Annotated in this window: 19 protein-coding genes; 3 read left to right on the top strand and 16 right to left on the bottom strand. The window is 59.6% G+C overall.

The window, feature by feature from the left end; translation table 11 throughout:
* Positions 1-427: 427 nt before the first annotated feature.
* Entirely contained in the window at positions 428-1,834 is a 1,407-nt protein-coding gene (locus tag WGT02_RS21720) for an FAD/NAD(P)-binding protein (protein ID WP_208246778.1), read from the top strand.
* On the opposite strand, the gene WGT02_RS21715 is transcribed toward WGT02_RS21720, so the two are convergent.
* The 5 genes from WGT02_RS21715 to cyoA are packed head-to-tail and all read right to left on the bottom strand — an operon-like array spanning position 1,835 to position 6,875.
* The gene (locus tag WGT02_RS21715; RefSeq protein WP_024314397.1) at positions 1,835-2,590 is read right to left on the bottom strand and encodes an SURF1 family protein; all 756 of its coding nucleotides are present in this window, start codon (positions 2,588-2,590) and stop codon (positions 1,835-1,837) included.
* 45 nt (positions 2,591-2,635) lie between these two features.
* The gene (gene cyoD / locus WGT02_RS21710) at positions 2,636-3,037 is read right to left on the bottom strand and encodes a cytochrome o ubiquinol oxidase subunit IV (RefSeq protein WP_024314396.1); all 402 of its coding nucleotides are present in this window, start codon (positions 3,035-3,037) and stop codon (positions 2,636-2,638) included.
* Positions 3,034-3,654 carry a cytochrome o ubiquinol oxidase subunit III gene (gene cyoC / locus WGT02_RS21705; RefSeq protein ID WP_024314395.1) on the bottom strand — a complete coding sequence of 207 codons (621 nt, stop codon included), beginning with the start codon at positions 3,652-3,654 and terminating at the stop codon, positions 3,034-3,036. Before cyoC ends, cyoD begins: the two co-directional genes overlap by 4 nt.
* Positions 3,655-3,658: 4 nt before the next feature.
* Positions 3,659-5,662, bottom strand: a complete 2,004-nt coding sequence (gene cyoB / locus WGT02_RS21700; RefSeq protein ID WP_024314394.1) for a cytochrome o ubiquinol oxidase subunit I — start codon at positions 5,660-5,662, stop codon at positions 3,659-3,661.
* Between the two features lie 46 nt (positions 5,663-5,708).
* Positions 5,709-6,875: a ubiquinol oxidase subunit II gene (cyoA, locus tag WGT02_RS21695; RefSeq protein ID WP_208246776.1), complete on the bottom strand. Its 1,167-nt coding sequence runs from the start codon at positions 6,873-6,875 to the stop codon at positions 5,709-5,711.
* 380 nt (positions 6,876-7,255) lie between these two features.
* Here cyoA and WGT02_RS21690 point away from each other — a divergent pair, with 380 nt between their 5' ends.
* The gene (locus WGT02_RS21690; RefSeq protein ID WP_024314392.1) at positions 7,256-8,587 is read left to right on the top strand and encodes an MFS transporter; all 1,332 of its coding nucleotides are present in this window, start codon (positions 7,256-7,258) and stop codon (positions 8,585-8,587) included.
* Positions 8,588-8,660: 73 nt separating this feature from the next.
* Here WGT02_RS21690 and WGT02_RS21685 read toward each other — a convergent pair whose 3' ends face one another.
* The 10 genes from WGT02_RS21685 to WGT02_RS21640 all read right to left on the bottom strand — a co-directional run bounded on the left by WGT02_RS21685 (position 8,661) and on the right by WGT02_RS21640 (position 23,288).
* Positions 8,661-9,128: a cyclic nucleotide-binding domain-containing protein gene (locus WGT02_RS21685; RefSeq protein WP_024314391.1), complete on the bottom strand. Its 468-nt coding sequence runs from the start codon at positions 9,126-9,128 to the stop codon at positions 8,661-8,663.
* Between the two features lie 93 nt (positions 9,129-9,221).
* Positions 9,222-11,936, bottom strand: a complete 2,715-nt coding sequence (locus WGT02_RS21680) for an ABC transporter ATP-binding protein (RefSeq protein WP_208246774.1) — start codon at positions 11,934-11,936, stop codon at positions 9,222-9,224.
* A gap of 195 nt (positions 11,937-12,131) precedes the next feature.
* Positions 12,132-13,280, bottom strand: coding sequence for a glycosyltransferase family protein (locus WGT02_RS21675; protein ID WP_208246765.1), 1,149 nt, complete (start codon positions 13,278-13,280; stop codon positions 12,132-12,134).
* Positions 13,262-14,509 carry a glycosyltransferase gene (locus WGT02_RS21670; RefSeq protein WP_208247891.1) on the bottom strand — a complete coding sequence of 416 codons (1,248 nt, stop codon included), beginning with the start codon at positions 14,507-14,509 and terminating at the stop codon, positions 13,262-13,264. The genes WGT02_RS21675 and WGT02_RS21670 overlap by 19 nt, the downstream gene beginning before the upstream one ends.
* 11 nt (positions 14,510-14,520) lie before the next feature.
* Positions 14,521-15,729: a glycosyltransferase family protein gene (locus WGT02_RS21665; protein WP_208246763.1), complete on the bottom strand. Its 1,209-nt coding sequence runs from the start codon at positions 15,727-15,729 to the stop codon at positions 14,521-14,523.
* Positions 15,730-15,818: 89 nt separating this feature from the next.
* Entirely contained in the window at positions 15,819-16,991 is a 1,173-nt protein-coding gene (locus WGT02_RS21660) for an ABC transporter permease (RefSeq protein WP_208246761.1), read from the bottom strand.
* Positions 16,992-17,990 (bottom strand): ABC transporter permease, encoded by a 999-nt coding sequence (locus WGT02_RS21655; protein ID WP_208246759.1) that lies wholly within the window; start codon positions 17,988-17,990, stop codon positions 16,992-16,994.
* 3 nt (positions 17,991-17,993) lie between these two features.
* Positions 17,994-19,904: an ABC transporter substrate-binding protein gene (locus tag WGT02_RS21650; RefSeq protein WP_208246757.1), complete on the bottom strand. Its 1,911-nt coding sequence runs from the start codon at positions 19,902-19,904 to the stop codon at positions 17,994-17,996.
* Positions 19,898-21,790 carry an ABC transporter ATP-binding protein gene (locus tag WGT02_RS21645; RefSeq protein ID WP_024314383.1) on the bottom strand — a complete coding sequence of 631 codons (1,893 nt, stop codon included), beginning with the start codon at positions 21,788-21,790 and terminating at the stop codon, positions 19,898-19,900. The genes WGT02_RS21650 and WGT02_RS21645 overlap by 7 nt, the downstream gene beginning before the upstream one ends.
* Before the next feature lie 154 nt (positions 21,791-21,944).
* Complete coding sequence (locus WGT02_RS21640; protein ID WP_024314382.1) at positions 21,945-23,288, bottom strand: adenylate/guanylate cyclase domain-containing protein; 1,344 nt, start codon at positions 23,286-23,288, stop codon at positions 21,945-21,947.
* Positions 23,289-23,722: 434 nt separating this feature from the next.
* Here WGT02_RS21640 and WGT02_RS21635 point away from each other — a divergent pair, with 434 nt between their 5' ends.
* Entirely contained in the window at positions 23,723-25,075 is a 1,353-nt protein-coding gene (locus WGT02_RS21635; protein WP_208246755.1) for a nucleotide sugar dehydrogenase, read from the top strand.
* On the opposite strand, the gene WGT02_RS21630 is transcribed toward WGT02_RS21635, so the two are convergent.
* Positions 25,065-26,243 carry a DUF3095 domain-containing protein gene (locus WGT02_RS21630; protein WP_024314380.1) on the bottom strand — a complete coding sequence of 393 codons (1,179 nt, stop codon included), beginning with the start codon at positions 26,241-26,243 and terminating at the stop codon, positions 25,065-25,067. The two genes, WGT02_RS21635 and WGT02_RS21630, sit on opposite strands and share 11 nt — an antisense overlap.
* Positions 26,244-26,292: the final 49 nt, after the last annotated feature.

Raw genomic sequence — 26,292 nt, 5'->3', positions numbered from 1 at the left:
GCGTGTTAAAGCATCGCTGCTCACGGTAATGTTCCAAAACATAAGGTGTGGCCGGACGCTGGTCCGGAAAGACGGCGAATCCATGAAGGATTGATTAGCGCCCTTACTTTTGCCGATTCCTCTCGGCCCTTCAAGTCAAGAATTCACCAGTTGGTTATTTTATCGTGAGCTTGGCAAGTTGAAGATGCGGGCACCGAGACGGCCCGTTTTCTCCAAAAATATCCAAATGTTTCCTGTACTTATCATATTCCGACAATAGGACTTCGAATAAAATGCTTGCCTAAATCGTCTTTTGGAGCTTTCATACACGACCAGTTTGATAGACTATAGGCGGTTCAAAACCGCGTGAACCTTGTCAACGCGCGAGCAATTTTCCCGCGTTGAAACCAATCGAGACACGATGCGCAAGGGTCGCAGGGGAGTTGAGATGACGGTTCAAGGCCTGTTTTCTTCGAAGTCAGCGGCGGCAGCACAGATCTGCGCCATGCCGCGGTTTGCCATTGTCGGCCGCGGCTTTTCCGGAATGATGAGCGCAATCGCCCTGATGAAGACGGTGCGCATGCCGTTTCATCTGCAGCTTTTCGATCCCAATTCGTCGGTCAGCGGTGGACAGGCACTCTCCTCAACGCGTGCCTCAACGATCCTGAATACGCGTGTGCGCGATCTTTCGGTTTGCGCCGGCGATAGCGACGATTTCAACGACTGGCTCTGTAGCAACGCGGAATTTCGCGCCGCCGTACCTGCGGCGATCCCGGGATTTCGCCAGATCTTCGTGCCGAAAGAGATTTTCAGCGACTACGTCTACCAACGCTTCTCGGAAGCCTTGTCCGCCCGCAAGGACATCACCGTTCAGGTCTGCCACGAACCGGTCGTGGCGATCCGCAGGAGCCACCGCAACCGCTTCCTGCTCGAAAGCGCCAATCCTGCCAATCCGCTGTTCGATGCAGTCATCCTCGCCACCGGCTACGGCTTGCCAGAGATCGAAGAACCGCAGCAAGAGCCGTCGCCGATCAGAGCCCAGCGCCTGATTGCACGACCGCACACGGTCCTGCTTGGCAGCGGCATCAGGGTCGTCGATCAGCTTCTGCAGTTGCGCGATGCCGGCTATGCGGGTCAGGTTACCATTCTTTCCAGGCACGGTTTCCTGCCGCAGAGCCATACGCCGAACTCTGCTGACCCGGTTTTTCCCGCAGATGCTCTGCCATCAAACCTTCCCGACATCCTGCGCTTCATCCGCAGCGCCTGCCGCCAGGCAGAGGAGGAGGGCCGAAGCTGGCAATCCGTCATGAACGGATTGCGCAGGCACGCCCGTTCTTTGTGGCGCGCGCTGCCGGCCCATCAAAAGCATCAATTCAACCGGCATCTACGAGCCATCTACGACAGCCATCGCAACCGCCTGCCGGAGGCCATTTACGCCCGTCTTCAGAGCGAACTGGCCGGTGGCAATACGGTTCTTCGCCGCGGCGTCGTGGGACGTCAGGGCCTGGGCGGCCTCTTCTTCCGGCCTGCCGGCTCGCAGTCCGACGAGATCGTGCATGCCGAGCGCATCCTGGATTGCCGCTGCCGCGGACCGCGCCTGAGCGCACCACTGCTCGCAAGCCTGGTAAGCGAAGGCTTGGCTCTGCCGGACGAATTATCACTGGGCCTGGCCGTCAATCAGCGCGGCCAGCCTTGCCTTGCGGATGGATCAACGGCCGATGGACTGTTTGCCGTCGGACCTCTTGGGCTCGGCAGTCTGCCTGACATCGATCTCGTTCCCGAGATCGTCAGTCAGGCTTTTGCACTGGGAGAGCATGTCGCCCAGCGCTTCTACCCGCAGAGCAAGGCTGTCTGATCAGACCCGACGGGCGCGCAACTCACTGCGGGCAACCAAGGCCAGCAGCCCGGCAGCCATGATCGCCAGCACGAACCAGGTCAGCGCATAGACCAGATGGTTGTTGGGGAAGACGATCTGCGTCAACCCGCCGACCGGCAGGCCGCCGGGATTGGGCGTCGCATCGGCATCGATGAAATAGGGGGCGACGTTAGCGACGTCGCGGCGCTCGGCGATGGCGGCCACATCGCGTGAATACCAGCGATCGTTGGCCGGATCGTTGGACTTGATCAACGTGCCCTTCGGCTCCGTGATCCTCAGCAGCCCGGTGATCTTCACCGGCGTCGGTTTCTGCCCTTCGCTGCGTGTTGAAGGATCGCGCTTGTCGGCTGGTACGAAGCCGCGGTTGATCAGGATAGACGTCCCGCCCGAGAGCGTGAGCGGCGTGATCACCCAATAGCCGGGGCCGAGCGTCGTCGACGCGTAGATCAGCGTTTCCTTGTCGTTCTGCAAGATACCTTCGGCCGTCACATGACGATATTCGTCCATAGCGCGGCTGACCTGTCCCCATGCTGCGCGTGCCGGCGCAGGAACCGGTTCGCCATGAACACGCTGATCGACGCTGGCAATCAGGCCCTTTTTCCAGGAAAGCCGTTCGACCTGCCAGACACCGAGCAAAACCAGCGCGGCAATCAGCAGCACCATGAGGCCGCAGAACGTCGCCAACCCAGCGGCACTATGCTGTCTTTGTGCTTTTTTGGTGGGAGCGTCGGCCATGGCCAGAAACCTTGCGGGCGGCGTGACCGCCACCCGCTCCTGCCCTTAGGGCATGTTCTTCATCATTTCGGGGCTCATCGGCATCATGTTTGTGTTCAGATGATGCATGACCCAGAGGGAGCCGGCGAGCGCGATCGCGACAAGCAAGAGCGTGAAGATCAGCGCCATCATCGTCCAGCCGCCTTCCGAGCGCGGGTTCATATGCAGGAAGAAGATCATATGAACGACGATCTGAACGGCGGCGAGCCCCATGACGCAGACGGCGGTGACGGCCGAGTTGTCGAACACGCCGGCGATAACCAGCCAGAACGGGATCGCCGTCAGGATGACCGACAGCACGAAGCCGATCATATAGCTCTTGAAGGTGCCGTGGGCGGCCTCGTGACCGTGGCTGTGACCGTGATGGGCTTCGTGAGCGTCCTCGGTTGCAGGTGCGTTAGAGGTCATCCGAGAACTCCCATCAGATAGACGAAGGAGAAGACGCCGATCCAGACGACGTCTAGGAAGTGCCAGAACATCGACAGGCACATCAGGCGGCGGCGATTTTCCGGGATCAGACCGCGCATCGACACCTGCACCATCAGCGTCACCAGCCAGACGATGCCGAAGGTGACGTGCAGACCGTGCGTGCCGACCAGCGTGAAGAAGCACGACAGGAAGGCACTGCGCGTCGGGCCGGCACCTTCGTGGATCAGGTGCGCAAACTCGTAGAGTTCGAGGCCGAGGAAGGCCAGGCCGAAGATGCCGGTAATGGCGAGCCAGAAGAGCGTGGCGCCCTTCTCCTTCCGCTCCATCTGCAGCATCGCAAAGCCGTAGGTGATGGAGGACAGAAGCAGCATCGAGGTGTTGATCGCCACCAGCGGCAGATCGAAAAGATCGGCCGGCGACGGCCCGGCCGCATAGTTGCGGCCGAGAACGCCATAGGTTGCAAACAGCACCGCAAAGATGAGGCAGTCGCTCATCAGGTAGAGCCAGAAGCCCAGCATGGTGCTGCCTTCCGGGTGGTGCTCCTCGGTCAGGTAGAATTCAGGCTTGTCGGCCTTGTCGATCACAGTATCGCTCATGGTCTTACACCTGCTCGGCAAGCAGTGCCGTACGCTTGCCTTCCGTTTCCGTGACTTCCTTCGCGGGGATATAGAAGTCGCGCTTGTAGTTAAAGGTATGGCCGATCGCGACGGCAATCATGGCTGCGAACGACAGAACGGCGAGCCACCACATGTACCAGATGAGGGCGAAGGCCAGCACGACGCTGATTGCGCCGAGGATGACACCGGTTCCGGTGTTCTTCGGCATGTGGATCGGCTTGAAGCCTTCCAGCGGGCGGGCATAGCCGCGCGCCTTCATGTCGTAGAAGGAATCATGGTCGTGGACGACCGGCGTGAAGGCGAAGTTGTAGGCCGGAGGAGGCGACGAGGTCGACCATTCCAGCGTCCGGGCATCCCACGGATCACCCGTCGTGTCACGCAGCTCTTCGCGCTTGAAGAAGCTGACGACGAGCTGGATGATGAAGGAGGCGATGCCGATCGCGATCAGGACGGCGCCGAATGCGGCGATGATGAACCAGATCTGCAACGACGGATCCTCGAACTGCGACACGCGGCGGGTCACGCCCATCAGGCCGAGCACGTAAAGCGGCATGAAGGCGAAGTAGAAGCCGATCAGCCAGAACCAGAAGGACATCTTGCCCCAGAACGGATCGAGCTTGTAGCCGAACGCCTTCGGGAACCAATAGGTGACGCCCGCCATCAGACCGAACACCACGCCGCCGATGATGACATTGTGGAAGTGAGCGATCAGGAAGAGCGAGTTGTGCAGGACGAAATCTGCCGGCGGAACGGCGAGCAGAACGCCGGTCATGCCGCCGATGACGAAGGTCACCATGAAGCCGATCGTCCAGAGCATCGGCACTTCGTAGCGAATGCGGCCGCGATACATCGTAAACAGCCAGTTGAACATCTTCGCCCCTGTCGGGATCGAGATGATCATCGTGGTGATGCCGAAGAACGAGTTGACGCTGGCCCCCGAGCCCATCGTGAAGAAATGGTGCAGCCAGACGAGGTAGGACAGGATCATGATCACGCAGGTGGCATAGACCATCGAGGCGTAGCCAAAGAGACGCTTGCCGCAGAAGGTGGCAACGACTTCCGAGAAGATACCGAAGGCCGGCAGCACCAGGATGTAGACTTCCGGGTGCCCCCAGATCCAGATGAGGTTGACGTACATCATCGGATTGCCGCCGAGGTCATTCGTGAAGAAGTTCGTGCCGGCGTAACGGTCGAGCGAGAGCAGCGCCAGCGTCGCCGTCAGGACCGGGAAGGTCGCCACGATCAGGATGTTGGTGCACAGCGACGTCCAGGTGAAGACCGGCATCTTCATAAAACTCATACCGGGTGCGCGCATCTTCACGATGGTCGCAATCAGGTTGATCCCCGATAGCGTCGTGCCGACACCGGCCACCTGCAGACCCCAGATGTAATAGTCGACACCGACGCCCGGGCTGTAGTCGGACCCCGACAGCGGCGGATAGGCCAGCCAGCCGGTCTGGGCGAATTCGCCGATGAAGAGCGAGAGCATGATGATGATCGCGCCGGCCGTCGTCATCCAGAACGAGAAATTGTTTAGGAACGGGAAGGAGACGTCGCGTGCGCCGATCTGCAGCGGCACGACAAGGTTCATCAGGCCCGTGACGAACGGCATCGCCATGAAAAAGATCATGATGACGCCATGGGCGGTGAAGACCTGGTCGTAGTGATGCGGCGGCAGATAGCCACCCGATCCGTTGAAGGCGATTGCCTGCTGCAGGCGCATCATGATCGCGTCGGAGAACCCACGCAGCAGCATGATGAGCGCAAGGATGACATACATGATGCCGATCTTCTTGTGATCGACGCTCGTCAGCCATTCACGCCAGAGATAACCCCAGAGCTTGAAGTAGGTGACAACGCCCAGAAGCGCGATGCCGCCAAGCGCGACGACCGCAAAGGTCACGACCAGGATCGGCTCGTGATAGGGGATCGATTCTAGGGTCAACCGACCGAAGATGAACTTCAGGAGGTCCGGATTGGAAAACATGGAATAAACCCGTTTATTGATGTCGTATCGACGCAAAGCGCCAGGTCTAGTTGCTGTTTGGTTGCGCAGGCGTCGTATCGCCGGTTTTCTGGTCCATGCCGGGCATGGAGTGCCCATCATGCTGCATTCCCGGCATGGTCTGCATGTCGTCGGTCTGGCCGGCGCCGTTGACAGCGTCTGCCGGCCTGGTTTCGATGGCATCGTGGCTCTCATCCGCTGAAGCCCCGTGGCCCGTTTGATCGGCGTGGCGGGTGTCGTAGCTCAGCTTCTCGCGGTTTTCGGCGCTTTCCTTGCCGCCGCCGCCCATCATGTCGATGTGCATCATTTCGTTCATGCACATCTTGCCTGGTGCTGCGCACAGGTTGAGGATCGCATTGAAGAGATCGTTGTCGACCGACGCGAAGTAGCGCACCGGCTCTCTCTCACTTGGCCGCTCGAGCTTGAGATAGGTATCCCGATTAAGCGCCGTCCCCTTCTCCTTGACCTGCGCCACCCACTGATTGAAGCCTTCTTGATTCACGCCATGGAACTTGAAGCGCATGTGCGAGAAGCCGGCGCCACTGTAATTGGCCGAAAAGCCGTCATAGACGCCTTCCTTGTTGATGACCGCGTGCAGATTGGTCTCCATGCCGGGCATCGCATAGATCTGGCCGGCGAGCGCCGGCACGTAGAAGGAGTTCATGACCGACGAGGCGGTGATCCTGAATCTAATCGGAACGTCGACAGGGGCCGCCATCTCATTGACGGTCGCGATGCCGAGTTCGGGATAGAAGAACAGCCATTTCCAGTCGAGGGCGACCACTTCGACGGTCAGCGGCTTGACATCAGCAGGGATGCTGCGTTCGGCATCGAGCCGGTCCAGCGGCCGAAACGGGTCGAGCTTGTGCGTGCTGATCCAGGTAACGGCGCCGAGCGCGATGATGATTGCCAGCGGTGCCGACCAGATGACCACTTCGAGACGTGTGGAATGGTGCCATTCCGGATCATAGGTGGCTGCCGTGTTGGACCGGCGGTAACGCCAGGCAAACAGCAGCGTCAGGAAGAGCACCGGAACGATGATCAGCAGCATCAAAACCGTCGACACAATGATCAGGTCGCGTTGCTGCACAGCGATATCGCCCGAAGGCGACATGACCACCAAATTACATCCTGCCAGCGTCAAAAGCAGTGGCAGAATGAGGAGATGGCGAGAAAACTTTGGCAGTTTTTGCACGTCTCTATGCTCTTGTTGTTTCGTCCGAACCGCGACTAAAGCACTGTACCTGATAGCAACATGAGGTGTTTGGTCGCAGTGCAGCAGAATTGCCGCACTGCGGGATAAGACACGTGGCGCAGGATGTCAAAATCCTGATCAAGATTCGAAGGATTTTTGCGCACAACCCTTTTCGAAGGGCTAATATATCCCCGAGGGCCGATCATGCCAGCCTTTTGCGGGCCGATTTCGCGGCACGGAAAGCGATTTTTCATCCACATCTAATTTTCGGAGCAGGAAGATGAACTATTTACGTCGATCAGACTTGATAAGCGCAGTGGTTTGATCAAGATCGCTGCTGAGGCGCTTTGCCACAGGGTGCCTCGACAGGGAGGCGTTTAATGGCGAATACTACACATTACGGACCATCATCCACATCGATGGAACAGGATGCGCGGCGAATTCATGCCGACAAGCCGGTATCACCCGGCAGCATCGCGATCGGCGTCGTCATTGGGCGCATGTCGGAATTCTTCGATTTCTTCGTCTACGGCCTGGCATCGGTCCTGGTCTTCCCTCAGCTTGTCTTTCCTTTCGCACCCGATCGACTGACGGCAACACTCTATTCCTTTGCGATCTTTTCGCTCGCCTTTCTGGCGCGCCCGGTCGGATCGGTCGTGTTCATGACCATCGACCGTATCTACGGCCGCGGCGCCAAGCTGACGATCGCATTGTTTCTGCTTGGCGGTTCGACGGCGTCGATCGCGTTCCTGCCGGGCTACAACGAGATCGGCGCCTGGTCGATCGCCTTGCTGGCCCTGTTCCGGCTCGGCCAGGGCTTTGCACTCGGCGGCGCATGGGATGGTCTGGCCTCGCTGCTTGCACTCAACGCACCGCCAAACCACCGCGGCTGGTATGCGATGATCCCGCAGATCGGCGCCCCGATCGGCTTTGCGCTGGCAAGCGTGCTGTTTGGTTATTTCATCGCCAATCTGTCCAGTGAGGACTTCCTGAGCTGGGGCTGGCGCTTTCCGTTCTTCGTCGCCTTTGCAATCAACGTGGTTGCGCTCTTTGCGCGTTTGCGTCTCGTCATGACGCCGGATTTCGGCTCGGCGCTGGAACAGCACGAACTCGAAGCAGCACCGATCCGTGATGTGCTGCGCGTCCATGGACGCGACATTCTGCTCGGGGCCTTCGTTCCGCTCGCAAGCTTCGCGATGTTCCACCTCGTGACGATCTTCCCGCTTACCTGGATGTACCTCTACGGAACCCAGCCGATCGGCACGTTCATGGTCGTGCAGATCGTCGGCGCCATGGTCGGTCTCGTCGCGATCGTCGTCTCCGGCATGATCGCAGACCGCATCGGCCGGCGCGCCCAGCTTGGCATCTGTGCCGTGCTGATCGCGATCTTCAGCTTCATCGGGCCGTTCCTGATCGCTGCCGGATCCGAAGGGCTGGATGCCTTTGTCATCATCGGCTTCGGCGTCCTTGGCCTGTCCTTCGGCCAGGCGACCGGCTCGATCTCATCGCGCTTCGGCAGAGGCTACCGCTATACGGGCGCCGCCTTTACCTCCGATCTTGCCTGGCTCGTCGGCGCTGGTTTTGCGCCGCTGGTCGCACTGACACTGTCCAGTCGTTTCGGCCTGCCTTTCGTTGGCTACTACCTGCTGTCGGGCGCCGTTTGCACACTCGCTGCTCTGGCCTTCAGCAAGGCGCTCGAACAGCGCGACTGAATGCGCCAAAACAGAAAAAAGGCCTGCTTCACGATCTGAGGCAGGCCTTTTGCCTTCAAAGACGTTGAAATCGCTACATCGCGACCTGCGGCAGCTTCGCCGCACGGGCTGCAGTCAGTTCCGCCGTTGTATGGTTCAAACGGTCTGCCAACACCCGCATCACCTCGACGGCCATTTCGGGGAAATCGCTGAGCAATTTCAGGAAGTGTTCCTTGCTGATGCGCAGGACTTCCAAAGGCGAGGTGGCGCGAACCGTCGCGGTACGCGAGACGTCACATAGAATGGCGATTTCGCCGACGATCGAATTGAGTTCCACATCGGCGACCTTGATGTCGCCGGCGGGCGAATGGACAAGAATGTCGGCGGTTCCCGACAGAACGACATAAGCGGCATCGGCCGGATCGCCCTGATGGAAGAGGTCCTGTCCGACGTTGTATGTCATGCGATCGGAAGTGAAGGCCAACAATTTGAGTTTCGCAGGTGCTATCCGCGAGAAGATTGGCACCCGCCGCAGCATTTCGACTTCGTCTCTCAACAGCATAAACGTATTATCCCTGTCGCGCTGTTCGGTGCACGACGTTTGACCGTGGCACCTCGCAAGGGGCGCCATCTTTATTGTCCCCTCAGTAGAATATTACGATAACAGTTCCTTGAACATACCGTTTTGTTCGGAAAGCTCCGGAAAGTTTCCTGCTTCGGCCAGCGCGCCGCGGTCAAACAACAGGATTCGATCAAACATTTCCGCGAGTTTTGCGTTCGAAAGCACCCAGATGATGGCCGGCCGTTCGCCTTCCTTGTGCAATCCTTCGACAATGTTGCGCGTGATCTGGTCCTGAACACGCTGGTCGAGCGCTGACATCGGCCGATTGAAGACGAAATAGTCAGATCGTTTGAGAAGCGCGCGGGCAAGATTGAGCTTCTGCCGCTGCACCATTGTCAGGCGTTTGCCGCCTGAGCCAACGTCAAATTCAAGCCCGATCGACAAGACGTCGTCGAACAGGTCGAGCTTGTCGAACAGGTCACCCATGATGGCCCGGATACGATCGGACGCGTCGGCCTGCTGGTAGGCGATACGTCCGAACAGGACGTTGTCCATCAGGCTTGCCGAGGAGATGAAGCGCTCCGGATCGTATCGTTCGATGACGGCGGCGAGATCTTCAGGAATGTTCTCGTGGAACTGCTTGCGGGCATTGACGATCTTTTCCATCAGCTCGTCTGTCAGCAGACCAAAACGATGCCGCGGCTCGATATAGGCAAAGCTTAGCCGAATAATGGCCGAACGCTCGTCGGGAGCTGCGTCGTCAAACCGTCGGCTCTGCAGTTTCTGCAGCAGAGCCTGATAGGTCGGGATATCGTCTGCCGTCATGAAGGTCAGCTGCTGGAAGAACGGGTGATCCGGCGGCAGGTCATGAAAGAGTTCGACGGCGTTTTCCGCGATCTCAAGGCCCATGGCATAGAGATCGTTGCTGAGACCGGTCTCGCGAAACAGCGCCTGGAAATAGGGATGCGCCGCCAACCGGCGATTGTTCATCATCGGCCGCTTCATCGAACCGAAGAGCAGGTTCTCGCCGACCGTGGCCTGCCGATTGTAGGCGTCGAAATCAAACGGCACGACGATGTTGGCGAGCTCGGTTTCCTGCATGCGCTGGCGCAGTGCCGATCGCAGATCGACGATGTGATCGGCGAGCGCCACATGCACGCTTGTGTTGACCGTCGATCGAAGCGCGAGATCGAGAATGTCCTGCGAAATGAGCACGGCATCGAGCACCGGCCGGATCGCCGTTAGGATGTCGTGCGGGCCCGTCGCACCGGCGGCCTGATAGTCCACCCAGTCGCTGTTGATATCCATCGTCGGATTGCCGGCCTTGACGGCCTCTTCAGCATGCCACTTGGCCTCCAGAGCCTCCTTGCCGTCATATTGCGGCTCGCGCAAGGGGGCGTGCTTCAAGCCGTAAAGGAGATTGTCCTGCAGCGTCCCGTGGAAGAAGTAGGTGTCGGCGGATGCGTAGGAAATGCGTCGACCGGTAATGGACTCGGGCAGATCGAGAAGGTCCTTGCCGTCGATGGTCACGCGGCCGGAGTCCGGCCACACCAGCCGACCGAGAGCCTCCGCGAAGGCTTCCGCGCCGCTGGAGTTCGGGCCGACCACCGCGACCGTTTCATTCGGCTTGATCTCGACCGAGACGTGGTCGACCAGCCGCGCGCCGCTATCGTCACTCACACTCAGGTTGGTGATCACGAGCGGGGCCGACAATGCGCCTATCGCCGCATCCGAAATCTCCTGGATCTTGCCATCGATCAACGGCTCCACATTGAACTGCTCGTAGACCTGCTGGTACTTGACCTGCACGTCCTGGCGCATCTGATCCCAATCGATCAGCTCCTTCAGCGGACCGGGCAGGTCCTTGTAGGCGCTGATGACGGCCACAAGCTGACCGATATCCAGACGCCCCTGCAGCGCGAGATAGCCGCCGATCGCATAAAACAGGAACGGCGTCACCTGGGCCAGGAAGTTGTTCAGGAACTTGACCAGAAACTTCCACTGATAGAGATCGTATCGGATCGAGAAGATCAACCCAAGCCGCGTGGCAATGTCGGCACGCTCGAAATTCGACGTGTCGTTACCATGAATTGTGCCTATGCCATCGACGATCTCGCCGACGCGGCCAGACAGTTCGCGCGCTGTGATCTGACGCAGGCGGCCAAGCTCAAGCAGCCGCTTTCTCATGCGCGGGATCACGACCGCCTGGACACCGACGATCGCCGCAGCGATCATCCCGAGCCAGAAGTTCTGAATGATGATAAAGGCGAGTGCCGTCAGCGCCTGACCGCCGAGCAGGGCCGGCGAAACGAAGGCATCGCCCGTGAAGCCGCCCATCGGCTCCACTTCATCCTTGATCATTGTCGCGATCTCAGCCGATTTGACGCGCTTGAAATGCGACGGCGGGAACCGCAGGACCCGGTCTATCAGCTCGAAGCGAATGCGGCGCAGCATCCGCTCGCCAAGCCGCCCCTTGTAGGTGTTGATATAGAATTTGAAGAGTCCGTTCAGAACAACAAGCGCCAGGAAGACGAGGCTCAGCCCCATCAGCATCTGCAGCCGGTCAAGCTGGACACCCTTGAAGAACTCGACTTCGCCGATGACGGGAAACGTATAGACGAGCCGCATGAAGGTTTGTGTTGCGCCCTGGCCCTCGAAGCCCGAACCCTGAATCGGTCCGTTGACGATCTGCTTCGGCAGGTCGAAAGACAGGAAATAGGGGATCATCGAAACTGCAACGACTGTCAAAATCCAGAGCTGCTGCAGCCGCGTGTTTGACCAGATGTAACGCGCGAGGCTTTTTTCCATTGCTAACCGTCAGTTGCCTGGGAAATCTGGGGGCAGTGAACCTGCGGCAAGACAAAGGGGAATGCCGAAAACAGGACCATGCAACCGGACCGCCGGATCTCATAATGAAAACAAGGCGAATCGGCTTGCCGTCGTCATGCCGATTCTCGCCGGGACGTTGTTTATATCACATGACTTTCGCAAAGTGCGAGGGTTTCAGCCAATCATTGAACGAATGATCGCCGCTGTTTTGTGAGCACCGCTCAGATCCAGCGACACCGGCGCCGCGCGCCGCGTCGCAAGTGCAGTCCTGATGGCACCGGCAACGATCTCGGGGGTCAGACCGGCCTGCGGCAGGACATCTGCAAGCCCGAGTGCCTGCAGCCGTTGCGCACGAACCGTCTGCTCCGTTTCTCCGCCAGCAACGAAGGGAACGAGGATCGCCCTGCAATCGGTCTGCAGCAGATCACCAATGGTGTTGTAACCCGCCTGCGAGATGGAAACACGCGCGCCGCGCAGCAGCGAAGGGAAATCCTTGCGAAACCGGACGAGGGTAACATTTTGCGGCGCCGCATCCGCCAAGCTGGCGAAATCGACCTCCGGAAGGTTCGGCCCGCCGATAAGCAGCCACCGCAGGTTCGCCGGCAACAGGGCGGCGGCTTTGTTGGCGGCACCAAGCAGATCAAGGCCGACCGCTCCGCCACCGGCGGATGCAATAATGTCAAAGGTTTCCTTGGGATCGGCCGAGCGTGCGGCCGCCACCATGCCGGTATAGCGAATTTTCGATGCGATCTCGCACGTCAAGGGAAACGTATCTTCCAAACGCACAAAGTCGGGATCCCCGTGCACCAGGACGCCGTCAAAATGGTCCCTGACAAGCCCGACGGTCTCCTCGTCGCGTCCCGGCTTGCGGTTCTGCTGCAGGATATCGCGCACGGAGCTAAAGAGCTTCGGTCGAGGATGCGCCGTTTCGATGGCGTCAAGAAGCGGAAGCAATTCGAACCGCATCTGCCGGCGACCAAAGGGAAAAGCTTCGATGATGACGACATCCGGCGCTGCATCAAAAAAGGCGGCAAGCAGCAGATCGCGACGCCGGCTCAGGAATGCCTCGTCGGCGGCAACGCCATTGCCGTCCGCAAGTCCGGAAAAACCCGCATTGCTCGCCACAACCGGCGGCAGCGTCACCGTCTTGATGCCGCCTGCGGGGAAACCCGGAACCGGCAGACCGCCGGTCACAACGGTGACGTCGAACCCGTCGCTGACGAGCGCGCTGGCGATGCGGCTTGCCCGAGCAATGTGGCCGATGCCAAGCAGGTGTTGGACATAGAAAAAGACCCGGGGCGTCTTCATGAGGCTTTTTGCCATTCGTCTGCAAACAGCCGGCCAAGCTGATCGATACTCGCCTCATGATCGAAATGCTCGCGCACGCGCTTTTCCGCAGCGTTTCCCAACCGCGACCGCAAGGCGGGATGGCGGATCATTTCCTCAAGTGCCACCGCGAGCGCTGCTGGGTCGTCCGGTGGCACCACCATCCCGTTTTCGCCATCGACGAGAAGCTCTGGGACGCCGGATACCGACGTCGAAATGCAAGGCACACGCTGGCTGGACGCCTCCACCAGCACGTTCGGCAAACCGTCGCGATCACCATTGGAAGCAATCCGGCAGGCAAGCGCAAAAACATCGGCCCGGCGATAATGATCGAGTACATCTTCCTGGGCAAGTGCACCCTTCCAGATGATCCGATCCGCCAGATTAAGATCCGCAGCCAGGACCTTCAGCTTCGACAGATTGTCGCCACCACCGATATGTTCGAAACGCCAGTTCAAGTCGCCGGGCAGCAGGGACAGTGCCTTCAACAGCGTGTCGTATCCCTTCTTCTCCACCGCGCGGCCGACGCTGAGAATGAAGGCCGGATCCGCCGGGTCGCTGCCATCGCGCTGCGATCGTTTGCCGCCGAAATGCCCGAAACGTGCCAGATCGAGCCCGTGATAGCTCAAATGCACAGCTTCCTTGCGCGGTGTCAGCGTCCGCATGTGCTCGTATCCGCTTCGCGTGCAGGTCACGGTCCAGCGGGCACTGCCAAGCTTCTCATGCAGTTCCCAATCGGGCGATGTCCAGATGTCCTTGGCATGGGCAGAGCACGTCCACGGCACGCCGGTAAGAATGCTCGTATATTCGGTCACGGAGGCGGGGGTATGGATGAAATGTGCGTGCAGCCATTCGCCATTGTCCGGCCACTCGCGTGCGAGTACCATCGCCTGTCCAAGCCGTCTGAAGCGGTTGCGGGAGAGGTCGCGCGCCAGGTCCTTGAAGAAGCGTTTCCACAGCGCCTTGATGCCGGGCTTGCGAAAGCTCGCCATCAGTCCCTTCAGCACGCGGATCGGCTCCTCGTGGAGATACTCCGGCAGATAGACGACGCGTGCCCTGATCTCGTCATGCACCGGATGCCGCTTCTTGTCGGTGGGGCGGCGCATCGAGATCAAGGTCAGCTCGAAGCCGGCCTTCTCCAGACCGCGCAGTTCCTGGGCGATAAACGTTTCCGAAAGGCGCGGATAGCCCTTCAGAACGACAAGGATCTTACGACGCTGCGACAAGGTCTTGGTCTTCACTCGGCCCCGACGACGGACAGGTGGCGACCGCGGCCATCCAGCCAATGTCCGACCGTCTGCGAGATATGATCCAAGCCTTGCAGCTGCAAGGTACAGCCACTCTTTGACGGCGGTACGCGTTCGGGCAGTCGTTTCAACGCTTCAGACATCACCGTCGGATCTGCGGACTGATCCGGCAGCAATACATCAACGAGCCCGAGCGCACTTGCCCGCCTGGCGCGCAACAACTGCTCCTGCCGCGGCTTCACGCGAGGAACAATAAGGGCAGGCTTGTCGAACGAGAGGATTTCGCAATAGGTATTGTAACCGCCCATGGCCACGACGCCCGTGGCGCCCACCATCAACTCTTCCATGTGGTTATCGAACTCGATCACCTCGATGTAGGGGATGCGTGACCCTTTGGTCACCAGCTTGGAGCGCTCGGCCGCTGGCATGTAAGGGCCCAGCACAACGAGGGCTTTTTGTTGCAAGGTCGGATCATTCTCATAGGCATTCATGACATCGTGGACCAGATCTGACCCATCGCCGCCACCGCCGGTCGTGACCAGAATGTAGTTGTCCGAGCGTGCATTGATCGAGGTCTTGCTCGTGGAGACACTGCGTTGCAAGAATCCCACGAAATCCATCTTTCTGCGCACACTTGCCGGAACGTCCAGACCGACGAGCGGATCGTAGAAATCCGGCGGCCCGTAAACCCAGACGGAATCGTAATAGTGGTCGATCTTTTGCATGATGCCGTTTCGCTTCCATTCGGCATCGAGCAGGTGTGGCGCATCCATGATTTCGCGCAGCCCAAGCACCAGAACGGTGCCGCGCGCCTTGAGATAGGCCAACGTCTCCTCTACCTCACCCTTCAGCCCCATCGGCTCCTTGTCGACGATGAAAATGTCGGGTTGGAACGTTTCGGCCGTGTGGCGAATACTGGCCTCACGCATCTTCAGCGTTTCATGCAGGTCGATATGGCCCGCCATCGAGGTATATTCGCCGTTGCGAAGCTTGATAACGCTCGGGATCTTCACGAAGTCGACGCGCGCTCGATAGTCGAACGCGCCGGCGATCGTGGCACCAGAGATAATGAGAATGTTGAGGCCGCGATAATCCTCGACCAAAGCATGCGCGATCGCGCGGCAGCGGCGCAAATGGCCGAGTCCGAACGTGTCGTGGCTATACATGAGGATACGGGCATCTTCCAGGCGCCGTGCCATGGGCAATCCTTCTGCGCTGTAGACCATACTAGCACCGTCGGTTTCTGCTGGCCGTCAGAAGACAGAGCAGCGCTCCGCCGGGCTGGCCGCTATTTGTAGGGATCTGCCGCATCGCGCAAGCCGTCTCCCAGAAAGTTGAACGCCAAAATCACCAGAACGACCGGTATAATCGGAAAAAGCAACCATGGATAGAATGCGATGACGCTTACGCTCTTTGCTTCTGTCAGCAGAATGCCCCAACTGGTGATCGGCGGACGCAGACCGAGGCCAAGAAAGCTGAGTGCCGTCTCGCCAAGAATCATCCCAGGGATCGAAATCGTGGCAGAGGCGATCAGATGGGACATGAAGCCGGGAACAAGGTGTCGGCCAATGACGCGCGGTGTGCTGGCGCCCATCAGTTGGGCGGCCTGCACATAATCTTCTTCCCGCAGAGCCAAGAGTTTCGAGCGCACCGCTCGCGCCAGCCCGGTCCAATCGATGATCCCCAGGATGACCGTGATCCCGAAATAGATGACGATCGGGCTCCAGGTGGCCGGCATGATCGCCGCCAGCGCCATCCAAAGCGGCAGGCTCGGCAACGACTGCAGCACTTCGATCACGCGCTGAACGATCAAATCGAAGGCGCCGCCCCAATAGCCGGCAAGGCCGCCGATCACGATGCCGAGGCAGAAGCTGATGGTGATGCCGATCAGGCCGATCGTCAGCGAAATGCGCGCGCCGTAGAGAATGCGGGAAAGCACATCGCGACCGAGGCGGTCAGTACCGAGTAGAAACATCTGTCCGCCGATTGCCGGGCAGACCAGATGCAGGTCAGAACTCACCAGCCCCCAGAGCTTGTAGGGATCGCCGCGGCAGAAGAAACGGATCGGCTGCACATCGTTTGGCTTGTCGGTGTAGATCCGGTGCAGCGTGTCGAGATCAAGCGACATGCTTCGCCCGTAGACGAAGGGGCCGACAAACTTGCCATTGTTGAAGAAATGGACGCGCTGTGGCGGCGAGTGGATGAAATCGACATTCCTGGTGTGCAGCCCGTAGGGCGCAATGAATTCGACGACGACAATCATGAGGTAAATGGCAAGCAGGAAGATACCGGAGGCAAGCGCCAGCCGGTGCTGCTTGAATTTCCACCACATCAATTGCTTCTGCGAGGCGAGATGGATGCGCGATTGCGCAGACGTCATCCCTTCGGTCGCCATGGGATCGAAGGGTGCGGTGGAAACATAGTGCGGCAGCGGTGCGCCGGGCGGTGGCAAGGGCGACATCTATTTGGTGCTCCTGCCTTGCAGGCGGATACGCGGATCGAGGAAACCAAGCGCGATGTCGGAGACGAGAACACCGATCACGTTGAGAAAGGCGAGGAACATCAGGAAGGAACCTGCCAGATACATGTCCTGGCTCTGAAGAGCCTTGATGAGCATTGGCCCGGTCGTCTCCAGCGAAAGCACGATCGCAACGATTTCCGCACCTGAGATGATTGAAGGCAGGATCGATCCGATATCGGCAACGAAGAAGTTAAGAGCCATGCGCAGCGGGTATTTCACCAGCGCGCGAAGCGGGTGAAGCCCTTTGGCGCGAGCGGTCACGACATACTGTTTCTGCATCTCGTCGAGCAGGTTGGCGCGAAGCCGCCGAATCATGCCGGCCGTGCCTGCCGTTCCCACGATGATCACCGGTATCCAGAGATGCGAGAGGATCGAACGCGCCTTTTCCCAGCTCATCGGCGCGTTGAGGAACCTCTGATCCATCAAATGCCCGATCGAAACCCCGAACCAGATATTGGCGAAGTACATCAGGATCAACGCCAGCATGAAGTTCGGGACGGCGATGCCCAGGAGACCGAGAAAGGTCAGCCCGTAGTCTCCCCAACTGTACTGATGGGTCGCTGAATAGATCCCGATCGGAAATGCGATGAGCCAGGTCAAAAGGATGGTGGAAAAGGAGACGAGCATCGTCAACCAAAGGCGATCACCGACGACATCGGAAACCGGCAGCTGGTACTCGAACGAATAGCCGAAGTCCCCATGAAGCATGCCGCCAACCCAATAGACGTAGCGGACGATCTCGGATCTGTCGAAACCATACTGCTTGCGAAGCTCTTCGATCTCCTCAAGGTTGGCGCTTTCGCCCTGGGCGCGCAGTTCGGCGATCTGGCTTTCGAAGAAGTCACCTGGCGGCAGTTCGATGATCGTGAAGACCAGTGCCGAGATGATGAACAGCGTCGGCACCATCGCTGCGATGCGCCAAAGAATGTATTTCAGCATCCCTCAAGCCTCCTTGAACCAGAAGGCATCCGGCATATAGAGGCCGAGATAGGACGTTGGATCGAAACCATAGAGGGCCTTCTCAGGCACGTTCTGCAGCTTGGCGGATCTGAGGATCGGCTGCAGGGTGCCGTTGATGAGGCCGATCGAGAAGACCTGTTGGGTATAGAGCCCCAGCATCTGATGCCAGATCACTTCGCGCTCTTTAAACCTTGCGGTCTCGCCCCACTGTTGGAGAAGATCGACCAGCTGCTCCACTTCCGGCAGATCGGGAGCGCTGCCTTCCTGCCCAGCAGACAGGTGGTACATTCCCCAAAGCGGCCATTGCAGCTGATCGTCAAGCGTCGGTGCAAGCTGCCCGGGCGGCATGTCGGCGGTTGCGACGCCGTTCTCGATGCCGAACCAGATCGACATCATGATCGTGCCGCTCATGGCGCGGCTGCGAAAGACATCACGCTGCGAGGTGCGGGTATAGAGGGCGAGACCGACCTCGCGCCAATGGTCACGCACCAGTTCCAGCACGTCAGTGTCGAGATTGCTTTCCCCAGCCGTTTCCACGGTGATTTCGGCGCGGCGCCCGTCAGACAGCAGACGAATGCCGTCGGCGGCACGGTTCGTCAGTCCGAGCTCGTCCAGGAGCTTGTTTGCCTGATCCGGATCGTGGGCAATGAAGGCTTCGGCATATTCCGGCTTGAAAAGGGGGCTATCGGGCAAAACGGTATCAGCACTTGCCCTGCCAAGGCCGTAGAAGGCGACCATGTTGATCTCGTGCCGGTCGATCGCCATCGACAGCGCGCGGCGGAAGCGGGCTTCTCGAAACAGGTTACGCCAGACCTCGTCGGCGCAGTTGAGGTTTGGCAGCAGCGCCACGCGCGATCCGCGCACCTGCTTCCACAGGTTGACCTTCACCGGAAACCGCTTTTCGGCATCCTTAAGGAATGTGTAGTCGTTGAAGTCGACGCCCGTCGCCTGCAGGTCGGATTCACCGGCACCGGCCTTGGCAGCGATGATCGAGGACGAACTGACGTTAAGGATGAACTTGTCGATATAGGGCAGTTGCACGCCGTTCTCGTCGACCCGGTGGAAAAACGGGTTTCGCACGAACACGAACTGGTCGGCCGGCAGTGGCGTGGTGTTGCGCCATGGATCGAGCGTCGGCAGGTTCGGATTTTCAGGGCGTGAGGAGCGCGACATCTTGATGTGCAAGTCCGCCCATTTCTTGACGCGGTTTTCCTTCATCAGCGCCGACAGGCGGAAGTCGTCCTGATATTTCTTGTGGAACTGCTTGAGATAGTGCCCTGGCCCGAAGATTACGAGCGGCAGTGGGCCGGCGAGCGCCGGCATGAACATCGGATTGGGTCGTTCCCAGGTGTAGCGAACCGTCAAAGCGTCGAGCACTTCAAATTTCGGCAGCTTGCCGTGCGGTCGCAACTCAAGCGCGCCTCCCCCAGGCGTCAGATCCTTGCTGAGGATCACATCGTCCCACCAGTAGCGGAAATCGTCCACCGTAAAGGGTGCGCCATCGGACCAGCGGTGACCCTCGCGCAGATAGAAGGTGAAGACCGTGTCATCCTTGGATTCGAAGCCCATGAGAATATCCGGCTGGAACATCAGATGCTTGTCATAACCGACCAGGCGCGAATAGCCGTAGACGGTCATGTAGCGGATGTCCTTCTGGCTGCCGATGATCGTGCGAACCGTGCCGCCATAGACGCCGGGTTGCCGCCCCGCTTCCTTCATGTTGACGATGCGCGGATGCGTCGGCAGGCGATCCACCATCGGAGGAATGCGGCCCGCGCGCAACCAATCCCTGAGAAACTCCGGCTCAATGTCACGATCCGCCGCTGCCTCGACGAGGGAAGGCGCTATTGCCGAACCGATAACACCACCAAGAAATGTGCGCCGCGTTACCATGAGCGAAGCTCCTTTGCGTCAGCACCCTTGCGGGCCCGCACAAGATGGCCGTTGCCGAGATCGGCATAATCGAGCTCGGAAGCATCATCATGTTCCGCCGTAAAGGTAATGCCCCAGTTCTGCTTGTCGGCGGCGCCGTTTTTTCTCAGCGCCTCGAAATCGAGCGGCCGATTGAGGTCGGGGAAGGGGACTGCCGCCAACAGCGACTTCGTGTAGGGATGCACCGGATCACGCAAGATAATCTCGCGCGGGGCGATCTCGACGATGCGCCCCTTGCACATCACTGCGATGCGGTCGGCCATGTAGTCGACGACCGCCAGATTGTGCGAAATGAACAGGTAGGTCAGCCCGAGGTCCTTCTGCAGGTCCTTGAGCAGGTTGAGGATCTGTGCCTGAACGGAAACGTCGAGCGCCGATACCGGCTCGTCGAGAATGACAAGTTTCGGCCCAAGCGCAAGCGCACGGGCAATGCCGATACGCTGGCGCTGTCCGCCGGAGAAACTGTGCGGGTAGCGATTGAGGTAGCGCCGGTCGAGGCCGATCGCGCCCATCAACCCCTCCACCCTCTGCTTACGCTCCGCACCGTTCCCACGATCGTGAATCTCCAGCGGCTCGCTGAGGATATTGCGCACGGTCATGCGTGGCGACAGCGAGGAGACCGGGTCCTGGAAGACCATCTGTATCTTGGTGCGCAGCGCCTGCAGATCGTCACCGGAGACGGACAGGACGTCGATCACGTCCTTGCCATCGTTGAAAATGACCGAGCCGCCGTCCGGCGTCACGGCCCGCATCAATATCTTGCTGACCGTCGTCTTGCCGCATCCCGATTCACCGACGAGCCCCAGGCACTCCCCTCGGCGGATGTCAAAGCTGACATCGTCAACAGCGCGGACAAGGGCAGCTTCGCGCGTTCCAAAGAAGCCGCGGTTGCGGGTCTTGAACACCTTGGAGAGGTTGTTGACGGAAAGGAGGATCTCCGGCCCTTCGGCCTTCACCTTCTTCTTGCCGATTAAGGACTCCAGGTTAACCGGAACATCGCGCAACGCCTTAAGGCGCTCGCCCGGCTTCATGTCGAAATGCGGCACGGCCGCCATCAGGCCCTTGAGGTACGGATGCTGAGGGTTGCGGAAGATCGACTCGACCGGTCCCGCCTCCATGATCTCACCGTGATAGATCACCACCACCTCGTCTGCCATGTTGGCGACGACGCCGAGATCGTGGGTGATCAGCAGCATCGCCATTCCGAGCTTGTGCTGGAGGTCACGCAACAGCTCCAGGATCTGCGCCTGAATTGTCACGTCGAGGGCGGTTGTCGGCTCGTCGGCGATCAGCAGCGCCGGATTGCAGATCAGCGCCATGGCGATCATCGCGCGCTGGCGCATGCCGCCCGAGAGTTCGAAGGGGTACATCTCGAAGGTGCGCTTCGGGTTGGCAAAGCCCACGAGACCCAGCATCTCCTCGGTCTTCTCGCGTGCTTCCTTCTTGTCGGCTTCCGTGTGGATGAGGAGCGCTTCTCCGATCTGATTGCCGACGGTGTGGAGCGGCGACAGCGAGGTCATCGGCTCCTGAAAGATCGTCGTCATACGCCGGCCGCGCAGGTCACGCATCTCAGCGCTGTCGCGCGAATATTGCAGAATATCGGTCGTTTTGCCGTCCAACGGATCGGTGAAGAGAATGCGCCCTTCCGCTCTCGCCGGGTTCGGGAGAATCCCCATTATGCTCTGGCTGATGACCGATTTGCCCGAGCCGGATTCTCCGACGAGCGCGGTGACCTTGCCCGGCAAAATACGAATATTCGCGTTCTTTACGACGCGCAGGCGATCGCCGAAAACCGAGAAGGAAACGTCGAGGTTCTCGATGCGCAAAAGATCCGAGGCGGACGCCATACCAATGAAATTCCCCAGTTTTTCTTTGTTCCCGTTAAGGCACACTATCGTACCGCAATCGGGGTGTCCAGTTGATGACGGACACGGAAAAACTGGCGCATTTCATACGCTGGACAAGTTCAAACCTCGACTGTCTCTGGGGTTGCCAGCACCCCTATTGAATGAACTCCTCCACCGTTGGTTTCTTGGCCTGCTTGCGAGCATCACGATGAAGCAGGATGACCTGCTCCGCCTCAGAAAGTGCGGCTGGTACGACGTCCCGGAAGTTCTCTTCGACATGCAGGACAGACGCCGGCACGTGCGGCTGCAGAACCGTGACCTTCTGGCGGATGCCGCGCAGCTTTTCTTCTCCCAAGGTGCGCCACTCGCCACCGCAGTAGCCGGCGAAAGCCTGGCTTGCGACCACCTCGCTCGAGTATTTCTTCGTCAGCGATTGCAGGCGCTGGACCTCGTTGACAGCAGAGCCGAAGGCCGAAAACGTCAGCCGGTCCTTGAGGCCGACATTGCCGAACATCACATTGCCGACGTGCAGGCCGATCCCGTAGGAAACCTTGCTCAAGCCCGCCTCCAATCGTTCCCGGTTCAATTCCGCAACCCGGGCTTGCGCCTGATGGACCGCAGAAAGGGCGGCCTGACAGGCAATCTTGGAGGGATCCTTGTGCCGGCCGCAGGGATAGACCGCCAGGAAGCCGTCCCCGAGGAAACTTAGGATCTCACCACCATTGCGATTGAACGGCGCCGCGATTGCGTCGAAGAACTGGTTCAGCGTATCGATGTAGGCCTGCCGGCCTTCCTTTTCGGCATACACGGTCGACTGGCGCATATCGCCCATAACGAGAGCGGCACGGATCGTCTCGCCGTCGCCGCGACGGATCTGGCCATTCAACACCCGCTTGCCGGCATCGCCGCCCAGATAGGTGGTCAGCATGTTGTTGGCGAGCTTGCCGAGAACTGCCATCTTGGCCGCAACGGCAAGGTGGTTCTGCATACGCAGCAGCGCATCGATCATGTCGTCGGAAAAACCGGTATGGCTGTCAGTCGACCACGATCCCATCATCCCCTGCACCGAGCCATCGCCGAACGGTTGGACGAACGCCAAATAGTCGGTGATGCGCTCTTCGCGCAGATCGACGAAGACCGGAAACTCGGCTGCCCCGTCGGCTGGGATGCGACGGCGGATGTGCTGGAGGTTATTGTCCAGGAGGTAGTAATACGGGCTCTGCAGAAAGCGGTCTGGTTTCTGCCCTGCGGTATGGCGATATCCTTCGATCGTCACGCCGCTTGCGCGTCGCCATGTGAAGCTCAGCGCATCGTAGAGCGGATGCAGCATGGAAAATGTGAGATGCACGCGCGCGATCGGCAGGCCGGCCGCCGCGATGCGTTCGCAAAATCCGCGAACGACGCTCTCTAGATCATCCCCGGCCAACGAGGAATTGGTCAGCCATTCAGCGACCCGATCCAACAAAATAGAGGAGACGCTGGATTCGATCGTGCCCATTCTCGGTAGTATCCTCATAAAGGACGTCCACTCCTGAAAAGCGTCAGCGACCCAGCCTGCAGCAATGCCGTGCGCAGGGCGGGTAGGAGGATGGACGAGCGGTAATATTGTGTCAACGATCTGCCGGGAGCCCGGCAGCGGCACCTGTCAAACCCTTGATAAAGCGGGCAGGATAGGCAGTCCTTTCTCGCGGTTCGTTATTCAACGTAGATAGGCATGGGGCAAACCCCAAACAATGGCATCTGCACATTTTCTGGCATTGCGATGGCTCTCTTCGGGCACACCGGGTCTTTTTGGTCACACCGGTCAGACCTGCGGGGTGATCGCGGCGCATCCTTGGCGCGAGTTTCACGATTGCGTCGTGGGCAGTGATTTGCGGGCGGGTTTCAATTGCCACGGTCTTCCATTAGATCAGGGTACCGTTCAGCACTCAGATGAGACCTGCCTTGGCCAGTTCCTTTGCCTACGACATCCTTTTAAGCAAGATCGAAACCCGCAGCGCCCGAGCCGGCGTCATAGGCCTCGGCTACGTCGGCCTGCCGCTGGCAATCGCCATTGCCCGCAGCGGTTTTGTCGTTACCGGCTTTGACATCGACGCCAAGAAGATCGTCGCGCTCGAGGCGAGGCGTTCCTACATCGATTCTGTCGGAAGCGACGATCTCGCTGCCGAAATTGACGGCGGGCGCTTTTCTGCCACAACGGACTTTGCCAAGCTTGCGGCCTGCGATGTCATTGTCATCTGCGTGCCGACGCCGCTCACCAAGCACCGCGACCCTGATCTTTCCTTTGTCGAGGAAACGTCCCGCTCGATTGCCGAGCATCTGCGAGCCGGCCAGCTTGTGGTGCTGGAATCGACGACTTATCCGGGCACCACGGACGACATCGTCAAGGTCATCCTTGAGAAGACCGGTCTGAAATCGGGCAGCGACTTCTTCGTCGGCTTTTCGCCCGAACGTGAGGACCCGGGCAATCAGCACTATCACACGGCGACCATTCCAAAGGTCGTCGCCGGCGACGGTGCACAGGCGCTGGCGCTGATGACGAGCTTTTACGGCGCGGCGGTCAAAACCGTCGTTCCGGTGTCTTCCAACGCAACCGCAGAGGCCGTCAAGCTGACGGAAAACATCTTCCGGTCGGTCAACATCGCGCTCGTTAACGAGCTGAAGACCGTCTACGCCGCCATGGGGATCGATGTCTGGGAAGTGATCGACGCTGCAAAGACCAAGCCATTCGGCTACATGCCCTTCTATCCCGGCCCCGGCCTCGGCGGCCACTGCATCCCGATCGATCCCTTCTACCTCACCTGGAAATCCCGCGAATACGAGTTGCCGACGCGCTTCATCGAACTCGCCGGTGAGATCAATTCGGCCATGCCGCGTTACGTCGTCGGCAAGCTTGCCGAAGCACTCGACATCCGCGCCGGCAAGGCCCTTAGCCGCTCACGGGTCCTGGTTCTCGGCCTTGCCTACAAGAAGAACGTCGCCGACATTCGCGAGAGCCCTTCGCTACGCCTGATGGAGCTCATCGAAGAGCGCGGCGGCAAGGCCGATTATCACGATCCCCATGTCGCCGAGATTCCGTCGACACGCGAATACCAGCATCTGAAGGGCCGGACGTCAATGACCCTGACGCGGGAGACTTTGGAAACCTACGACGCCGTTCTCGTGGCAACCGACCATGATCAGCTCGACTATGCGGTCATCGCAAGCAGTGCCGCGCTGATCATCGACACGCGCAACGTTTTCGCGCGTCTCGGGCTGCGCGCCGATCACATCGTCAAGGCGTGATGTTGACTGCAGACAGCTTCTTGCCTGTGATCTGGCTCGCGGCGACGGCGTAGCCGCCGCTGGCGCCATCGATGAAGTGCACGTGATCGCGCGAAAGCGGCGTGGGAACAAAACAGGTCATCAGCGCTGAAGCCTGCCGGTGAAGACCAAAACGAGCAATGCCCTTCGCTTTCGCCTCTTCGAGGAGCGCCTCAATGCGGCCGAGATGTTGCGCGTCGACATCGATCGTCATCTTCAGGCCATCGTCGAACTTGCGAAAGTCAGAGTTTCCGGAAACGTCCTGCGTGTAACGCCGGGCATCGAAGCCGAAGAACTTGGCGCCCAGCCTGTGCAGGACGACCACGAGAACGATTTGAAGCATGATGAACAGCTTCTGCTTCAACCGCTTTCCCGGCATTGCTGTTGCCCGCGCCTCTCGATCGACGCCCCTCATCGAAAAGGCAAATTCGGGGCCGTCCGGAGGAACCGGGTGGCCGCCGCGGCCCTGCTCTGCAGAGATGGCCACCACCTCCATCACGAGCTTGCGGAACGCCGCGCTGGGGCGACCGCCCTCGGCCGGTACGGCGATAATGGAGACAATCTCGCCGTTGTGTGCCGCGATTGGGCTCCATCGGCACGACAGACCGGTCAGATCCGGCCGTGTGCCGGGCGGTGAGGCGTCAACACCATAGCGTCCGCTCTTCATCTGGCGTTCGGCCCAACTGGCTCCACCGCCGGCAAACATCGCATAGGTGACGAACGGGCTGGCAGCATGACGCGCGACGCGAACGTCCAGGCCTTCCTTGCGAATATCGGTGAGAGGCACGACCGCAATGCGCAGCGTCAGGCCCATTTCCTCCTCAACCCATCGCTGCGCCGCCGCCAATGCGCCACGCGCTAAACCCTCCAGTCCTCCCGGCAATGCGACCACGGCGCCATCGCCGCCGAACACGAACGGGTAGTCGCCCTTGTCAACCGCATTCAGCACCGCCGAAATGACGCTGACGCCGGCCATGTTCACGTCCTTGTAGCGGCCGGCCGCGATCGCCTGCGTCGAACCGACGATGTCGGCGAGCGCCAGGAACCAGCCGTCGGGGAGCGGGTGATAGTTGCTGGTATCGGTGACGCGCTCGAAGTCGGTGAAAACCGGCACGTCGGCAAAGAATCTTTCATTTGATACGTCGTTCATGTGAGAAGCCTAGCACAGACCTATGCTGCGACTGCAACGCCATTTTGCA

It is taken from the genome of Rhizobium sp. T1470, from assembly GCF_042140505.1.
Classification (GTDB): Bacteria; Pseudomonadota; Alphaproteobacteria; order Rhizobiales; family Rhizobiaceae; genus Rhizobium; species Rhizobium favelukesii.
Note: the sequence above shows the minus strand (reverse complement) of the source record. Positions and strands in the feature narration are given on the sequence as shown.

What these genes read in the sequence shown, in the direction of transcription:
- cyoD (WP_024314396.1), bottom strand. Translation starts at nt 3,037, where the DNA reads ATGACCTCTAACGCACCTGCAACCGAGGACGCTCACGAAGCCCATCAC.
- WGT02_RS21655 (WP_208246759.1), bottom strand. Translation starts at nt 17,990, where the DNA reads ATGCTGAAATACATTCTTTGGCGCATCGCAGCGATGGTGCCGACGCTG.
- cyoB (WP_024314394.1), bottom strand. Translation starts at nt 5,662, where the DNA reads ATGTTTTCCAATCCGGACCTCCTGAAGTTCATCTTCGGTCGGTTGACC.
- WGT02_RS21650 (WP_208246757.1), bottom strand. Translation starts at nt 19,904, where the DNA reads ATGGTAACGCGGCGCACATTTCTTGGTGGTGTTATCGGTTCGGCAATA.
- cyoC (WP_024314395.1), bottom strand. Translation starts at nt 3,654, where the DNA reads ATGAGCGATACTGTGATCGACAAGGCCGACAAGCCTGAATTCTACCTG.
- WGT02_RS21630 (WP_024314380.1), bottom strand. Translation starts at nt 26,243, where the DNA reads ATGAACGACGTATCAAATGAAAGATTCTTTGCCGACGTGCCGGTTTTC.
- WGT02_RS21685 (WP_024314391.1), bottom strand. Translation starts at nt 9,128, where the DNA reads ATGCTGTTGAGAGACGAAGTCGAAATGCTGCGGCGGGTGCCAATCTTC.
- WGT02_RS21640 (WP_024314382.1), bottom strand. Translation starts at nt 23,288, where the DNA reads ATGGGCACGATCGAATCCAGCGTCTCCTCTATTTTGTTGGATCGGGTC.
- WGT02_RS21665 (WP_208246763.1), bottom strand. Translation starts at nt 15,729, where the DNA reads ATGGCACGGCGCCTGGAAGATGCCCGTATCCTCATGTATAGCCACGAC.
- WGT02_RS21645 (WP_024314383.1), bottom strand. Translation starts at nt 21,790, where the DNA reads ATGGCGTCCGCCTCGGATCTTTTGCGCATCGAGAACCTCGACGTTTCC.
- WGT02_RS21660 (WP_208246761.1), bottom strand. Translation starts at nt 16,991, where the DNA reads ATGTCGCCCTTGCCACCGCCCGGCGCACCGCTGCCGCACTATGTTTCC.
- WGT02_RS21675 (WP_208246765.1), bottom strand. Translation starts at nt 13,280, where the DNA reads ATGGCAAAAAGCCTCATGAAGACGCCCCGGGTCTTTTTCTATGTCCAA.
- WGT02_RS21715 (WP_024314397.1), bottom strand. Translation starts at nt 2,590, where the DNA reads ATGGCCGACGCTCCCACCAAAAAAGCACAAAGACAGCATAGTGCCGCT.
- WGT02_RS21635 (WP_208246755.1), top strand. Translation starts at nt 23,723, where the DNA reads ATGAGACCTGCCTTGGCCAGTTCCTTTGCCTACGACATCCTTTTAAGC.
- WGT02_RS21720 (WP_208246778.1), top strand. Translation starts at nt 428, where the DNA reads ATGACGGTTCAAGGCCTGTTTTCTTCGAAGTCAGCGGCGGCAGCACAG.
- WGT02_RS21690 (WP_024314392.1), top strand. Translation starts at nt 7,256, where the DNA reads ATGGCGAATACTACACATTACGGACCATCATCCACATCGATGGAACAG.
- WGT02_RS21680 (WP_208246774.1), bottom strand. Translation starts at nt 11,936, where the DNA reads ATGGAAAAAAGCCTCGCGCGTTACATCTGGTCAAACACGCGGCTGCAG.